Here is a 14,920-nt window from a genome sequence, read left to right on the forward strand (position 1 = left end):
CGTCGTTGAGTTTCAAGGGATCAGACCTTCACCCGTTCGGATTTCGGGTCGTAGAAGGGTTTGAGGGATGCCTCGGCCCGCACGCGGACGCCCGCCACCTCGATCTCGTAATCCGAGGCCAGCACGTCCTGCGCGCTTTCTCCGGCGCAGGGGACATAGCCCATGCCCATCGCCGCCCCCAGGTGGTGGCCATAGCCGCCGGAACTGAGATAACCGACGATCCGGCCATCGCGCAGGATGGGTTCCGCGTGATACAGAAGCGGCTCGGGGTCGGTCAGCCTGAACTGGACCATGCGGCTGGCAAGCCCGGCCTCGCGCTTGCGCATCACGGCATCGCGGCCGATATAGTCGCCGTCGCCCTTCTTCAGCGCAAAGCCGAGCCCCGCCTCCAGGATGTGATCCTCGGCCGAGATGTCGTGCCCGAAATGGCGGAAGCCCTTTTCCAGGCGGCAGCTGTCCATCATGTGCAGACCGCACAGCTTGGCGCCCATATCGCGGCCCGCCTCGCGCAGCACCTCGAAGACATGGGCGGCCATGTCGGTGGACACGTAGATCTCCCATCCCAGTTCGCCCACATAGGTGACGCGGTGGGCGCGGGCGACGGCCATGCCGATCTCGATATCCTGCCACGTCCCGAAGGGGTTGGCCGCGTTCGAGAAGTCGTTGGGCGAGACGCGCTGCAACAGGGCGCGGCTGTTCGGACCCATGACGCAGATCACGGCCTCGGCTGCGGTCATGTCGGTCAGGGTCACGCGGCGGTCGCCCAGATGGCGGCGCATCCATGCCTGATCGGCCTGACGCGTCGCCGCCGGGGTCACGACCATATAGGCATCCTCGGCCAGGCGGTTGATGGTGACGTCGGCCTCGATCCCCGCGCGGCTGTTAAGGAACTGGCTGTAGACGATCTTGCCCACCGGCACCGACAGGTCGCTGCCCGAGATGTGGTTCAGGAACGCCTCGGCATCGGCACCCTCGACGCGGATCTTGCCAAAGGACGACATGTCATAGATGCCGACATTCTCGCGGATGGCCTTGTGTTCGCGGGCCGCGTTGTCGAACCAGTTCTGGCGCTTCCACGAATATTCGTATTCCGCCTTCTGCCCCGGATCCGCGAACCAGTTGGCGCGTTCCCAGCCCGAGAGTTCCCCCATGACCGCGCCTTCGGCCTTCAGCGCCTCGTGCAGGGGCGAGCGGCGGATGCCGCGCGCGGTGGCCTTCTGGCGATAGGGGAAGTGATCGGCATAGAGCAGGCCGAGCGTCTCCTTGGAGCGTTCGAACAGGTAGTGCTTGTTCCCCTGGAAGGGCTGCATCCGCGCGATGTCGACATCGCCCAGATCGAAGGGCTTTTCGCCCGTGTCCATCCAGGATGCCAGCGCACTGCCCGCGCCGCCCGCCGACTGGATGCCGATGGAATTGAAGCCCGCCGCGACCCAGACATTGTCCATCTCGGGGGCAAGACCCATGTGATAGGCGTCGTCGGGGGTAAAGCTTTCGGGGCCGTTGAAGAAGGTGTGGATGCCGGTTTCCGCAAGGATCGGCAGGCGGTTCACGGCCATTTCCAGGATCGGCTCGAAATGGTCGAAATCCTCGGGCAGCTGGTCGAATTCGAAATCCTCGGGGATGCCCTTCATCGCCCAGGGCTTGGCGACGGGTTCGAAGGCGCCGAGCAGGATCTTGCCCGCATCCTCCTTGTAATAGGCGCATTCCTCGGGGACGCGCAGCACGGGCAGCTGCTGCAGGCCCGGCACGGTGTCGGTGACGATGTAGAAATGCTCGCAGGCATGCAGGGGCACGTTGATGCCCATCTGGCGGCCGACCTCGTGGCCCCACATGCCCGAACAGTTCACGACGTGGTCGCATTCGATCATGCCGCTTGCGCCCTCGGCCTCCCACGAGACGCCGGTGATGCGGCGCCCGTCGCGGCGGAAACCCGTGACCTTGGTGCGTTCCAGCACCTGCGCGCCCCGCTGCTTCGCGCCCTTGGCCAGCGCCAGCGCGATATTGGCCGGATCGCCCTGCCCGTCCTTGTCCAGATAGACCGCAGCCTTCACGCCGTCGATATTGACATGAGGATAGCGAGTCTGCAGCTCCGAGGGGCTGATCTCCTCGACCTCGACGCCGAAGGCGCGGGCCATCGAGGCCTGGCGCAGGATCTCCTCTCGGCGTTCCTCGGACAGGGCCACGGTGATCGAGCCGTTGCGCCGGAAGCCGGTCGCGACGCCGGTCTCCTCCTCCAGCTTGCCGTACAGTTCCTGGCTGTATTTCGCCAGGCGCGTCATGTTCTGGGACGCCCGCAGCTGGGCGATCAGCCCGGCGGCGTGCCAGGTCGTCCCCGAGGTCAGCTGCTTGCGTTCCAGCAGGACCACGTCCTTCCAGCCCAGCTTGGTCAGGTGATAGGCGACCGAGCAGCCGATCACCCCGCCGCCGACGATGACGACGCGTGCTTTTTCAGGGGGCAGTGCCATGTTCATCGTCCTTTCACGCACGGATGCGGCTGTTGTCGGCATCCCAGAGGCAGGCGTTCTCCTGCACGACGGCCTTCAGGCGGGTGCCATAGACCTCGATCTCCAGTTCGGTTCCCGGCAGGGCGGCATCGCCTGCCAGCATCGCCATCGCGATGGCCTTGTCGGTGCGGTATCCATAGGCCGAGGACAGGACCTCGCCCACGCGGGTGTCGCCGTGGAAGGCCGCCGCCATGTAGGGCGCGTCCTGCTGGCCCGGCTCGACCACCAGCGTGACCAGGCGGCGGGCAGGCGCGGTCTCGGCCTGAAGCGCGGCCTTGCCGGGGAAGTCCTGCGGTTTGTCCAGCTTCACGAAGCGGCCCAGCCCGGTTTCCATCAGCGTGTAATCGCTGGACAGATCGCCCTTCCAGGTCAGGTAACCCTTCTCGATCCGCATCGAGTTCAGCGCATACATCCCGAAGGGCGCGGCCCCCGCATCGCGGATCGCGTCATAGATCGCGGCGGCATCAGCGGGGGATGCGTGCACCTCCCATCCCAGCTCGCCGGCAAAGGACACGCGGGCCATCATCGCGGGCCTGCCCGCCACCGTCGCCTGCTGATGCGACAGCCAGCCAAGCGTCAGATCCGCATCCGAGATCCCGGCCAGCAGATCGCGCGATTTCGGCCCCGTCACCAGCATCGCGGTCACATCGGCGCTGCGGTCGGTCAGGGTCAGACCGGCGGGCATGTTCTGCGACAGCAGATCGCGGTCGTGCCACTGGGCGACGGCGGCGGTCATCAGGGTGAATTCATCCTCGGCGTGGCGGATGCAGGACATCTCGGTCAGGACGCGGCCACGGCTGTCGGGGAAATAGATCAGGTTCATGCGCCCGACCTTGGGCAGGCCGCCCGCGACCATGCCGCGCAGCCATTCGGCAGCCCCCTCGCCCGACAGCGCGAAGCGAGAGAAACCGCAGAGGTCGATCACGCCCACTCCGTCGCGCACGGCCTCGACCTCGGCGCGGACGCGGGGTTCCCACGGGCCGCTGCGATCCCAGGTCAGGGTCGCTTCCTCGGACGTGTCGTCGCCGGGCTGTGCGAACCAGTTGGCACGTTCCCAGCCGTTATAGGCGCCCATCTGCCCGCCATCCGCGACCAGGCGGTCGTGGTTCGGCGACAGCTTGCGGTCGCGTTCGGCGGGCCATTCGTGATGCGGGAAATGCATCGCGTATTCGTGGCCATAAGTCTCCATCGCCTTGCCGGTGCAATATGCCGCGTCGGCATGCCCGGTGAAGCGGCGCGGATCGACCGACCACATGTCCCATTCGGTATGGCCATGCATGATCCATTCCGACAGCACCTTGCCCGCGCCGCCGCCCTGCGCGATCCCGAAGGTGAAGCTGTGCGCCTCGAACGCGTTCGGCACGCCCGGCATCGGCCCGATCATCGGCAACCCGTCCGGCGCATAGGGGATCGGCCCGTTGATGTTGCGCTGAACGCCCTGCGTGCCCAGCAGCGGCACCCGCGCCATCGCATCCTCGATATACCATTCCAGCCTGTCCAGATCGTCGGGATAGAGCTGGAAGCTGAAATCGGCGGGCATTTCCTGACCCGAGGCCCAGCCGACCTGGCAGTTGCGTTCATACGGGCCAAGGTTCAGCGAATGCGTGTCCTGCCGCAGGTAATAGCTGCTGTCCACGTCGCGCAGCATCGGCAGCTTGCGGCCATGTTCCTTGGACCATGCGGCGACCTCGGGGATGGCCTCGGTCAGGAAATACTGGTGGCTCATCACGGTCAGGGGCACGGGGCGGCCACCATGCGGCAGGAACCATTCGCCGACGCGTGCGGCATAGTAGCCCGCCGCGTTCACCACGTATTCGCAGCGGATATCGCCCTTCTCGGTATGGACGATCCATTCGCCATCCTTGCGGCTGACGCCGGTGGCGGGGGTAAAGCGCAGGATCGTGCCGCCATGCGCCCGCGCACCCTTGGCCAGCGCCTGCGTGACCTGGCTGGGGTCGATATCGCCGTCCAGCGGATCCCAGAGGCCCCCTTCCAGGTCATGCGTCTCCATGAAGGGGAAGTGGCTCTGCAATTCGTTTGGTGTGCACATGTCCATGGTCAGGCCCATATGGGCGGCCATGCCGCGCACGCGCTCGAACTCCATCATGCGGTCATGGGTATGGGCCAGCCGAACCGCGCCCGTCACGTGATAGTTGATCGGGTAATCCACCTCGTCGGCCAGGCCGCGATACAGCGCCAGCCCGTGGCGCTGCATGTTCATCACGCCGTAGTTCGCCGCGAAGTTCGGGCAATTGCCTGCCGCGTGCCAGGTCGACCCCGCCGTCAGCTCGTTCTTTTCCAGAAGGACGCAATCCGTCCAGCCCGCTTTGGCAAGGTGATACAGCGCCGAGACGCCGACCACCCCGCCACCGATGATGACCACACGCGCCGTGGAGGGAAGAGCCATTTCGTTAACCTCAGTAGACAGGGGGAGAGATGACCCAGATCGCCGTGGCGGGGTCGTCGAAGGGGTTGGACCAGCGATATTCCGCACCCTTGATGCGGAAGCTGTCGCCGGCGCGGATGGTGAAGGTGGCACCGTCGATCCACATCTCGAGCTGCCCCGAGACGAGATAGACCACCTCGGAGGTGGCGCGCCGGCGCGGCTGGTCCAGCGCGGCACCGGGCATGAAGGTCGAGTGGATCACCTCGAAATCGTCGGTCAGGTCGGGCGAGACCAGCGCCTCGTAGAGGCCGCTGTCGCGTTCGCCGATCTCTCGGCGGTTGGCGGCGCGCACGACGATGCCGCGCTCGTCCTCGGGGGCGTCGGCCACGCCGAAGAACATCGAGACCGGCACTTCCAGGATGGCCGCGATGCGGTGCAGGTCCGACACCGTCGGCGATGAGATGCCGCGCTCGACCTGCGACAGCCAGCCGATCGACTTGCCCATCGCCGCCGCCATGTCGCCAAGCGTCATGCGCCGTGCACTGCGCAAGGCCCTGATGTCGCCGCCGATGGTCGCCTCTTCCGTCATGGCCGATCCCGCGATCCTGTTCTTCGTGAAATTCCTGCCGGTTATTTCACGACCGCGCAATGAAATTCTTCGCCGATATTTCACGAACCGGGCTGTTGACGGTTTTTCGGGCGCGCGGCCTCCGCCCTGCCCGATGGCGCGGCAGGGCGTGCCATTTCTGCCGAAGCGCTGCGCAGAAACAGCCTTCCTCCGGCCCGCGAAAGCGCTAGACTTCGCCTTCGGCACCACCCATCGCGTGAAAGGACGGGTCATGTTGAAAAAGACCGCCAATTCGGAAATCGAGGCACGGCGCAAGAAGGTCATGGCGCGCGGCGTCGGCGTGATGACCGACCATTACGCGACCCGCGCCCTCAACTCCGAGATCTGGGACGCGGACGGCAACCGGCTGATCGACTTCGCCTCGGGGATTGCCGTGCTGAATACCGGGCACCGCCATCCGCGCGTGATGCAGGCGGTCGAGGAACAGCTGCGCGCCTTCACCCATACCTGCCACCAGGTCGTCCCCTACGAGAACTATGTCCACCTGGCGGAACGGCTGACCGATGCCGCGCCGGGCGATTTCGACAAGAAGGCGATCTTCGTGACCACCGGCGCCGAGGCGCTGGAGAACGCGGTCAAGATCGCGCGCGCCCATACCGGGCGGCAGGCGGTGGTCACGTTCCACGGTGCCTTCCACGGGCGGACCTTCATGACCATGTCGATGACCGGCAAGGTCGCCCCCTACAAGGCGGGCTTCGGCCCGATGATGCCCGACGTCTTCCATGTCCCCTTCCCGAACCCGCTGCACGGCGTGAGCGTGGACGACTGCTTCCGCGCATTGGACGGGCTGTTCAAGTCCGACCTCGAACCCTCGCGCGTGGCGGCGATCGTGTTCGAGCCTGTGCAGGGCGAAGGCGGCTTCAACCCCGCGCCCGCCGAATTCACGACCCGCCTGCGCGCGCTGTGCGACGAACATGGCATCGTGATGATCGCGGACGAGGTGCAGACCGGCTTTGCCCGCACGGGCAGCCTGCTGGCGATGGACCGCCACGAGGTCGCCGCCGACATGATCACCATGGCAAAAAGCCTGGGCGGCGGCTTCCCCATCGCCGCCGTGGTCGGCCGCGCCGACATCATGGACGCGCCCGCGCCGGGCGGTCTTGGCGGCACCTATGGCGGCAACCCGTTGGGGATCGCGGCGGCCCATGCGGTGCTGGACATCATCCGCGACGAGAATCTGTGCGCCCGCGCCGAGGATCTGGGCGCGCGGCTGAAGGACCGCCTGCGCGCGATCCAGGGCTTCATGCCCGAGATCGCGGATATCCGCGGCCCCGGCTTCATGGTCGCGATCGAGCTGATGCATGCCGACGGCACCCCTGCCCCCGACCTTGCGAACGCCATCAGGCAAGAGGCCCTGTCGCGCGGGCTGCTGCTGCTGACCTGCGGCGTGCATGGCAACGTGATCCGCTTCCTTGCGCCGATCACCATTCCCGACGACCATTTCGACGAGGCGATGGAGATGCTGCAAGACGCCGCCCGCGCGGTGAAGGGCGCCTGAGCGACGCGCCCCGGTCGGTCGCGACCGGGGCGGAACGCACCCTTATCGCGGGACGCCGGGCAGCGCGCAGAGCATCTCGAACAGGAAATTCGCGGCGATTACCGCCGTGTTCCCCGAGGTGTCGTAGGGGGGCGACACCTCGACCAGGTCGCAGCCCACAAGGTTCAGCCCCGCGCAGCCGCGGATGATCTCCAGCCCCTGGATGGTCGTCAGGCCGCCGACCTCGACCGTGCCGGTGCCCGGCGCGAAGGCCGGGTCGAGGCTGTCGATGTCGAAGCTGAGATAGACCGGCGCATCCCCGATCCGGCTGCGGATCTCGGCCATCAGCGGGGTCATGGAGCGGTGCCAGCATTCCTCGGCCTGGATCACGGTCCAGCCCCGTTCGCGGCCCCAGTCGAAATCCTCGGGGCTGTAGCCGCTGCCGCGCAGGCCGATCTGGAACACGAGATCGTCGCGCAGCAGCCCTTCCTCGTGGGCGCGGCGGAAGGGGCAGCCATGGGCGACCTTCTCTCCGAACATCATGTCGTTGGTGTCGGAATGGGCATCGACATGGATCAGCGCGACCGGGCCGTGGCGGTCGCGCATCGCCTGCAGGATGGGCCAGGTCAGCGTGTGATCCCCCCCAAGCGTCAGCGGCACGGTCCCGTGCGCAAGGATCTCGCCATAGGTGCGGGCGATGATCCCGACCGATTTCTTCAGGTCGAAGATGTTGATCGGCACATCCCCGATATCCGCGACTTGCAGGTGATCGAAGGGCGCGGCGCGGGTTGCCATGTTGTAGGGGCGGATCATCCTGCTCTCGTCGCGGATCTGGCGGGGGCCAAGCCGCGTCCCCGGACGGTTCGAGGTGCCGATATCCATCGGGATCCCCACGAAGCAGGCATCCAGCCCCTCGGCCGTGGGCTGCGAGGGCAGGCGCATCATCGTGGCAGGCCCGCCCGTGCGCACCATCTCGTTTCCGCCAAGGGGGCTGTTCAGTTTCGGCATCGGCGACATCCTTCCTTCGATCCTTCGGGGCGACTGTGATCTGTTTCCCAAGCCTGCGCCATGGTGATATCGAGGTCGCGTGATCGCACCAGACGGAAAGGCGGCCGACCGATGACCCTGAAGCACGCGGCGCTGGCCGATGCGACGCTGTCGCCCTTGTGGCTGGACGATCCGGCGGCGCCCGCCACCGAGCCGCATCTGATCGGCAGGCGGCAGGCCGATCTGCTGATCGTGGGCGGCGGCTTTACCGGGCTGTGGGCCGCGATCATCGCCAAGCAGCGCGACCCGTCCCGCGAGGTCGTCGTGATCGAGGCGGGCAAGGTCGCGCATGGCGCCTCGGGGCGTCCGGGGGGGATCGTCTCGACCTCGGTGATGCACGGGCTGTCGAATGCCGAGCGGGTCTTTCCCGACGACATGGAGATGCTGGAACGGCTGGGCATCGAGAACCTGGATGCCTGGCGCGCCACCATCGAGGAATTCGGCATCGACGCCGACCTGGAATGGGGCGGAGAGATGACCGTCGCCGCCCGCCCCGCGGATATCGAGGGCCTGCGCCACGAACAGGACCTGCACCGCCGCCACGGCCATGACGCGGTCTGGCTGGACCGCGACCAGGTCCGGGCCGAGGTCGCGTCCCCCATGTTCCACGCGGGCATCTGGTCGCGCGACCGGACCGGCACGGTCCACCCCGCCAAGCTGGCATGGGGCCTGAAGGCCGCCGCGAAATCGCTTGGCGTCGCCATCCACGAACATACCCCGATGGAGCGGGTCGAGGATCTGGGCAGCAGCCTGCGGATCACCACCCATGACGGCAGCGTCACCGCGCCGCGCGTCCTCTTCGCGACCAATGCCTGGGCGGCGGGGCATCCGAAGATCCGCAGCTATGTCGTGACCATGCGCGACCGCGTGATCGCCACCGAGCCGCTGACCGACGAACAGCTGTCGCGCATCGGCTGGCGCAACCGGCAGGGCATCTACGACACGCGGACGCAGCTGAACTACATGCGGCTGACACGGGACAACCGCATCGTCTATGGCGGGCGGATCGGCTACTACTATGGCGACCGGACGGACCCGGCGGGCGACCGCCGGATCGAGGTCTATGACCGGCTGGCGGGCTATTTCCTGCAGACCTTCCCGCAGCTGGACGACCTGCGCTTCACCCATGCCTGGTCGGGGCCGATCGACATGACCACGCGGCTGGCCGTGCATTTCCAGCCCTATTACGGCGGCAAGGGCGTCTATGCCGGGGGCTATTCCGGGTTCGGGGTGACCGCATCGCGCTTCGGGGCGCGGATGGCGCTGGAGATGCTGGACGATACCGGCGTTCCCGAATTGCAGCTGGGCCTGGCCCGCAGCCTGCCCCGCGCCATCCCGCGCGAGCCGCTGCGCTGGCCCGGCGCGGCCATCACCATGCGCGCCCTGGACGAGGTGGACAGCAAGGGCGGCTGGCGCAGGGCGTGGATCCGGCTGATCCACGCGATGGGCTTTCCGCTCTGACGGTCAGGGCCTGCGCGGTTCGACGACCGGGACGGCGTCGGGATGCAGCAGCCCCGCCGCGCGGATCACCTTGCGATCCTCGAAGCGGCGGCCGATCAGCGACACGCCGACCGGCAGGCCCCCCGCCGCGCGGTGCAGCGGCACGTTGACCACCGGCACCTGCATCAGCGTCCAGAGCGAGTTGAAGACCGGATCGCCCGCCCATGTCCCGACCGGGGCCACCCCCGGTGCCGAGGGCGCAAGGATCAGGTCCATCCCGTCCGCGAACATCTCATCCAGCATCGCGCGGCAGCGGTCCGCCTGCCCATAGGCCGCGCGGCTGGTCGCCGCATCGGGCCTGTCGCGCTGCATCTCGGCAAAGAACGGATCGACAGCGGGATCGACGCGCACCTCGTTGAGGAAGGCCGATGCCCCTTCGCGCGCAAGGATGACGCGGTGGGCGTCGAGGATCCCGTCGAAATCCTGCGGCAGCGCCAGTTCGGTGACGATCGCGCCACGGTCGCGCAGCATCTCGCGCGCAAGGATCATGGCGTCGCGGGTCTCGGACATGGCGGCATCGGGGGTGGTGCCGAAGGTCATCCCGATGCGCAGCCCCTCCAGCGTCGTGGGCAGGGTGCAGGGGTCGAAGTCGAACAGGTCGGCCAACATTTCAAGGTCGTCTGCCGCGCGTGAATACAGCCCGACCGTGTCGCAGGTCGCCGAATACATCTTCGACCCCTCGCGCGTGATGGCGTTCCAGCTGGGCTTCATCCCGAACACCCCGCAGAACGAGGCCGGACGGATGGTCGAGCCGCCCGTCTGCGTGCCCAGTGCGATCGCGGCCAGCCCCGCCGCCACCGCCGCCGCCGACCCCGAGGACGACCCCCCGGGCGAGCGGCCTGGATCGTGCGGGTTCGCCGTGCCGGGGCCGACCGACATCGCGGCGAATTGCGTGGTCCGCGCCTTGCCCGCGATCAGCGCGCCCGCCTGGCGCAGAACCTCGACCGCGGGGGCGTCGATGCCCGCGCCGCTGCCCAGATGGCGGGCGGCATTGTGCCCCGTCGGCATGTCGCGCGTCAGCAGCACGTCCTTGACCGCCACGGTCACGCCCCGCAGCGGCCCCTGGGGCAGCACCGCCGCCGCGCGCAGCAGCGCATCGGGGTCCAGATGCGCATAGGCCGCGACGACCGGCTCGATCCGCGCGGCGCGGGCGATCAGCGCCTCGGCGACGGCCTGGGGTGCGACGCCCGATGCGACCGCGCGTTGCAGATCGCGCGCGGTCGCAGCACACAGGTCCAGTTTCATGTCCATTCTTCTTCCCTCAGGCAGGTTGCAGCGCGGCTTCTTCCAGCAGCACCGCGATGTCGGCGATGCGATCCTCGGCATTCGGCGGGCCAATGACCTGAACCGAGATCGGCCCGCGATCCGTGCGCGCCACGGGAACCGAGATGGCGGGCAGCCCCAGGATCGACGCGGGCCGCGAGAAGCGCGTCACCTCCGAGATCATTCGCGCAAGCGAGCGGCCTTCCAGCGATGCAAGCGCCGAGATCTGGGGCGGCACGTCCGGCAGCATCGGCGTCACGATCACGTCCACCTTGGCGAAGATCGCCTGCATCCGGTCCTGCGCCACGGCCCTGATCTGCAGCGCCCGCAGGTAATCCTGCGCCGAGATTGCCGCCGCCTGCGCCAGCCGCGTGCGGACCTGCGGGCCATAGCTGTCCTGCGCCTTGCGCAGCCGGTCGGCATGGACGGTCCCGGCCTCGGCCATGGCGATGACATTGGCGGGTTCGTCCAGCGTCGCCAGCCAGCCCAGGTCCAGGTCGCAGGGCCGGTGGCCCGCATCCGACAGCATCGCGCGCGCGATGCGCAGCTGGCGATCCGTCGCCTCGGCGATGCCGTCCGTCAGCGGCCCCGCATCGAAGCCGATGCGCAGATCGCGGGCGTCGCCGCCCATGGCCGAGACGGCACCGCCCGTCAGCACCGACAGGACGCGCCTTGCGCAATCGACGCTGGCGGCCAGCGGCCCAACGCAATCCTGCGTCCAGGACAGCGGCATCACCCCAGCCATCGGCATCCGCCCCGGCGTCGGCTTGAAGCCGACGACGCCGTTGCAGGCGGCGGGAATGCGGATCGACCCGCCCGTGTCCGAACCAAGCGCCGCAGGCACGATGCCCATCGCCACCGCGACACCCGACCCGGAAGACGACCCGCCGATGATCGCCCCCGGCACGACCGGGTTCGGCGGCGCGGGATGGTGATGGTTCGCCCCCGTCGGCCCCATCGCGAATTCAGACATCTGCAGGCGCCCCAGGTCCACGGCATGGGCATGGTCGAGGCGGCTCAGAACCTCTGCCGTGCCGGTCGCGACATAGCTGGCCGAGGGATGCACCCCGCGCCCCACGCGGCAGCCCGTGCGGTCGAACATGTCCTTGTGGGCCAAGGGGATGCCCGCCAGCGGGCCGGTGGCGCGCCCCTCGGCGCGGGCGCGGTCCACCATGGCGGCCTGCGCCAGTGCGCGGTCGGCCTCGATGGTCGAGAACGGGCTGTCGGGGCCTGCTGCAAGGGCCAGCGCCTCGGACGCGAGGGATTGGGCGGTCGCCTCGCCCGTGGCAAGGCGCGCCTGCATCCGGCGGATCGTCATTGGCGACCCCCGCCCGCCATCGGGTCGCGTTCGTTCAGCCCCGTCGCCGCGTCGTCGTCGCGCAGCAGCGGGTGATAGATCACGCCGAACTCGATCCGGGTGCGCTGGTCCTGGAATATCGCCAGCTCTTCCGGGGTCGGGCTGCGGCCCAGATAGGTCTCGAGGGCATCCGTGGTGGTCATGGCGGTTCCTCCTTGTTGGTGGTTCATCAGCCGAAATTCTGCGGCTGGCGCTTGCGGACAAGCTGGCTGAGAGAGACGGCGACGATCAGGGCCCCGCCGTAGAAAAGCGACTGCACGAAGGCATCTGCCCCCAGCATGGTCAGCCCGGTGATGCCGGTGATCAGGAAATAGACACCGACCAGCGTCCCCATCGGGTTGAAGCGCCCCGGATAGATCGCCGTCGCGCCAAGGAACGCCGCCGCGAAGGCGGGCAGCAGCAGCGACAGCCCCGAGGTCGGATCGGCAGATCCCGTCATCCCGGCATAGAGCACGCCAGCCAGCGCGGCCATCGCCCCCGACAGCACGAAGGACGTGGCCCGCACCCGGTCGACCGAGACGCCGTTCAGGCGCGCGACCTCGCGCCCTCGCCCGACGAACAGCAGCTTGCGGCCCGCGATGGTGTATTCCATCGCCCACCACATCACCGCCGCCAGCGCCAGGCCATAGAAGAAGGCCAGCGGGATGCCGAACAGGCGCTGGATCACGACCAGCTCGACCAGCTGCATCGACACGCCCGCGATGGTGCGCGAATCCGACAGCCACAGCGTCATGCCGTTCAGGAACGTCCCCAGCCCCAGTGTCACGATCAGGCTGTGGATGCGGAAATACAGCACGAAGAACGCGTTGACCGCCCCGGCAAGCGCGCCGATCAGCAGCGCGGCCACGACGGACAGGCCGATGGGCCAGCCCCAGCCGACATTCGACACCGCCAGGAACATCGCCCCGAAGACCAGGATCGAGGCCGCCGACAGGTCGAAATCGCCCGAGGTCAGCGGGACCAGGATCGCCAGTGCCAGCACGACCAGCACCGCCTGCGAGCCCAGCATCGAGGACAGCGTGCGCCATGTCAGGAACGTGTCGGGCAGCAGCATGCCGAAGACGGCGAACAGCGCGATCCAAGCCAGCGGCAGGGCATATCGCTCCAGCTCTTTCTTCCAGGCGATGACGGGCAGGACGCGCGGGCGCGGGGTTTCGGTGATGCTCATGCGGTGGCCTCGGACAGATTGGTGGCGTTCTGGGGGGCGGGATCGTGGAAGCAGGCGCGCGCGATGGCGTCGCGGGTCAGCTGGTCGCCCTGCAGGACCGCGCCGACCGTGCCGCGCCGCAGGACCAGCACGCGGTCGCATATCTGGGCCAGCTGCTCGGCATCGGTCGAGGCGCAGAGGATCGCGGTGCCCGCGGCGACCGCGCGGTCCAGCGCCGCGAAGATCTGCTGGCGTGCGCCGTAATCGACGCCCTGCGTGGGTTCGTCCAGCAGCAGCAGGCGCGGGTCCTGCGCCAGCCACTTGCCGATCACGACCTTCTGCTGGTTGCCGCCCGACAGCGTGGACATGGCGACCTCGGGGCGGTCGGGGCGCACGTCATAGTCGCGGATCATCCCGCGCGCGGCATCCACCAGCCCCTGCCGGCGCAGCCCCGCAGGGGCGCGGTATCGCGGCAGTTGCAGGAAGGTGGCGTTCTCCTCGACGGTCAGGCCGCCGACGCAGCTTTGATGCGTGCGGTCGCCCGGTATCAGGCCCATGCCCGCGGCCATCGCCGCCCGGGGGGTGATCGCAGCCACGTCCAGCGCATGATCCAGCGTCACCTGCCCCGCGCCCTGCATGGCGCCGAACAGCAGATAGGGGATCTCGGCAAAGCCCGACCCGATCAGGCCGGTGACGCCGACCACCTCGGACCGGCGGATGGTGGTGTCGAAATGCTGCAGCTGCCCGCCCGACAACCCCTCGATCCGGGCGGCGATCTCGGGGCGCGGCTGTGCGGGGGCGCGGCGGAAGGGCGTGATGCTGCGACCGACGATGCGGTCCAGGATCGCCTGCCGCGTCGTCTCCGCGGTCACCATCAGCGCGTCCAGTTCCCCGTCGCGCAGGATCGCCACGCGGTCGGTGATGGCCAGCACCTCGTCGATGTCATGGGTGACGATGATGACGCTGGCCCCCTTGGCGCGGATCTGGCGCAGCAGGGTGAACAGCTTGTCGACATCCTCGGCCGACAGGAAGGGCGTCGGCTCGTCCAGGACCAGGATCCCCTCGCCCGCGGCGCCCGCCTCGGACCGGCGCAGCTGCGCGACGGCCCGCAGGATCGCGACGAAGGCCCGCTCGACCGAGGACAGCTCGGACACCAGCGCCGAGGGGTCGATCGCAAGGCCGAACTCGTCGAACAGCGCGCGCATCTCGGCGCGTTCGCGGCGCCAGCGGATGCCCGCGGGCCCGCGCCGGCGATCGTCCCCGATCAGCATGTTGTCCGCCACGCTGAGCGACGGCACCAGCGCCAGGTGCTGGTGCACGAAGGCCACCCCCATGCGCCGGATGCGCGCGGCATCCAGCGGCAGGGGCAGCGTATCGCCCCACAGGGTGACGCCGCTGCCCTCCGAGGGAGAGTTGAAGCCCGCCAGCACCTTGATCAGCGTCGACTTGCCCGATCCGTTCTGGCCCAGAAGGCCCAGGATCTCGGCCCGGCGCAGGTTCAGGGACACGCCCTTCAGCACCTCGACCGGGCCGAAGCGCATGCGGATGTCGGTCAGGCGAAGGACCCCGCCGGGATCGTCCGCCTGACGGTCTGTCGCCTGCCCCGCCATT

11 protein-coding genes are annotated in these 14,920 nt (G+C 68.3%); 2 read left to right on the forward strand and 9 right to left on the reverse strand.

All coding sequences use genetic code 11. From position 1 onward, the window contains the following. Nucleotides 1–20 precede the first annotated feature (20 nt). The 3 genes from F804_RS0102305 to F804_RS0102315 are packed head-to-tail and all read right to left on the reverse strand — an operon-like array spanning nt 21 to nt 5,479. Nucleotides 21–2,465, reverse strand: coding sequence for a GcvT family protein (locus F804_RS0102305; protein WP_022706129.1), 2,445 nt, complete (start codon nt 2,463–2,465; stop codon nt 21–23). A gap of 13 nt (nt 2,466–2,478) precedes the next feature. Further along, entirely contained in the window at nt 2,479–4,911 is a 2,433-nt protein-coding gene (locus tag F804_RS0102310) for a GcvT family protein (protein ID WP_022706130.1), read from the reverse strand. Between the two features lie 10 nt (nt 4,912–4,921). After that, complete coding sequence (locus tag F804_RS0102315) at nt 4,922–5,479, reverse strand: helix-turn-helix domain-containing protein (RefSeq protein WP_028725520.1); 558 nt, start codon at nt 5,477–5,479, stop codon at nt 4,922–4,924. A 250-nt stretch (nt 5,480–5,729) separates the two neighbouring features. On the opposite strand from F804_RS0102315, the gene F804_RS0102320 reads away from it, so the two are divergent. Continuing rightward, complete coding sequence (locus F804_RS0102320; protein ID WP_022706132.1) at nt 5,730–7,016, forward strand: 4-aminobutyrate--2-oxoglutarate transaminase; 1,287 nt, start codon at nt 5,730–5,732, stop codon at nt 7,014–7,016. A 42-nt stretch (nt 7,017–7,058) separates the two neighbouring features. Here the strand turns inward: F804_RS0102320 and speB are convergent, their stop codons facing one another. Continuing rightward, the gene (speB, locus tag F804_RS0102325; RefSeq protein ID WP_028725522.1) at nt 7,059–8,003 is read right to left on the reverse strand and encodes an agmatinase; all 945 of its coding nucleotides are present in this window, start codon (nt 8,001–8,003) and stop codon (nt 7,059–7,061) included. 111 nt (nt 8,004–8,114) lie between these two features. On the opposite strand from speB, the gene F804_RS0102330 reads away from it, so the two are divergent. Next, nucleotides 8,115–9,503 carry an NAD(P)/FAD-dependent oxidoreductase gene (locus tag F804_RS0102330; RefSeq protein ID WP_022706134.1) on the forward strand — a complete coding sequence of 463 codons (1,389 nt, stop codon included), beginning with the start codon at nt 8,115–8,117 and terminating at the stop codon, nt 9,501–9,503. Between the two features lie 3 nt (nt 9,504–9,506). Here the strand turns inward: F804_RS0102330 and F804_RS15380 are convergent, their stop codons facing one another. From F804_RS15380 to F804_RS15390, 5 genes are read right to left on the reverse strand one after another with little or no spacing between them, the layout of a single operon-like run. Further along, nucleotides 9,507–10,793 carry an amidase family protein gene (locus tag F804_RS15380; RefSeq protein ID WP_022706135.1) on the reverse strand — a complete coding sequence of 429 codons (1,287 nt, stop codon included), beginning with the start codon at nt 10,791–10,793 and terminating at the stop codon, nt 9,507–9,509. A gap of 10 nt (nt 10,794–10,803) precedes the next feature. After that, a complete protein-coding gene (locus tag F804_RS15385) occupies nt 10,804–12,123 on the reverse strand; it encodes an amidase (protein ID WP_022706136.1) in 1,320 nt (439 codons plus the stop codon). After that, nucleotides 12,120–12,305, reverse strand: coding sequence for a hypothetical protein (locus tag F804_RS0102345; protein ID WP_022706137.1), 186 nt, complete (start codon nt 12,303–12,305; stop codon nt 12,120–12,122). Before F804_RS0102345 ends, F804_RS15385 begins: the two co-directional genes overlap by 4 nt. Before the next feature lie 26 nt (nt 12,306–12,331). After that, nucleotides 12,332–13,330, reverse strand: coding sequence for an ABC transporter permease (locus F804_RS0102350; RefSeq protein ID WP_022706138.1), 999 nt, complete (start codon nt 13,328–13,330; stop codon nt 12,332–12,334). Continuing rightward, complete coding sequence (locus F804_RS15390; RefSeq protein WP_022706139.1) at nt 13,327–14,919, reverse strand: sugar ABC transporter ATP-binding protein; 1,593 nt, start codon at nt 14,917–14,919, stop codon at nt 13,327–13,329. Before F804_RS15390 ends, F804_RS0102350 begins: the two co-directional genes overlap by 4 nt. Between the last annotated feature and the right edge of the window lies 1 nt (nt 14,920).

The sequence above is a fragment of the Paracoccus zeaxanthinifaciens ATCC 21588 genome (assembly GCF_000420145.1).
Taxonomy (GTDB): Bacteria; Pseudomonadota; Alphaproteobacteria; order Rhodobacterales; family Rhodobacteraceae; genus Paracoccus; species Paracoccus zeaxanthinifaciens.

What these genes read in the sequence shown, in the direction of transcription:
- F804_RS15385 (WP_022706136.1), bottom strand. Translation starts at nt 12,123, where the DNA reads ATGACGATCCGCCGGATGCAGGCGCGCCTTGCCACGGGCGAGGCGACC.
- F804_RS0102350 (WP_022706138.1), bottom strand. Translation starts at nt 13,330, where the DNA reads ATGAGCATCACCGAAACCCCGCGCCCGCGCGTCCTGCCCGTCATCGCC.
- speB (WP_028725522.1), bottom strand. Translation starts at nt 8,003, where the DNA reads ATGCCGAAACTGAACAGCCCCCTTGGCGGAAACGAGATGGTGCGCACG.
- F804_RS0102320 (WP_022706132.1), top strand. Translation starts at nt 5,730, where the DNA reads ATGTTGAAAAAGACCGCCAATTCGGAAATCGAGGCACGGCGCAAGAAG.
- F804_RS0102315 (WP_028725520.1), bottom strand. Translation starts at nt 5,479, where the DNA reads ATGACGGAAGAGGCGACCATCGGCGGCGACATCAGGGCCTTGCGCAGT.
- F804_RS0102330 (WP_022706134.1), top strand. Translation starts at nt 8,115, where the DNA reads ATGACCCTGAAGCACGCGGCGCTGGCCGATGCGACGCTGTCGCCCTTG.
- F804_RS15390 (WP_022706139.1), bottom strand. Translation starts at nt 14,919, where the DNA reads ATGGCGGGGCAGGCGACAGACCGTCAGGCGGACGATCCCGGCGGGGTC.
- F804_RS0102345 (WP_022706137.1), bottom strand. Translation starts at nt 12,305, where the DNA reads ATGACCACCACGGATGCCCTCGAGACCTATCTGGGCCGCAGCCCGACC.
- F804_RS0102305 (WP_022706129.1), bottom strand. Translation starts at nt 2,465, where the DNA reads ATGGCACTGCCCCCTGAAAAAGCACGCGTCGTCATCGTCGGCGGCGGG.
- F804_RS0102310 (WP_022706130.1), bottom strand. Translation starts at nt 4,911, where the DNA reads ATGGCTCTTCCCTCCACGGCGCGTGTGGTCATCATCGGTGGCGGGGTG.
- F804_RS15380 (WP_022706135.1), bottom strand. Translation starts at nt 10,793, where the DNA reads ATGGACATGAAACTGGACCTGTGTGCTGCGACCGCGCGCGATCTGCAA.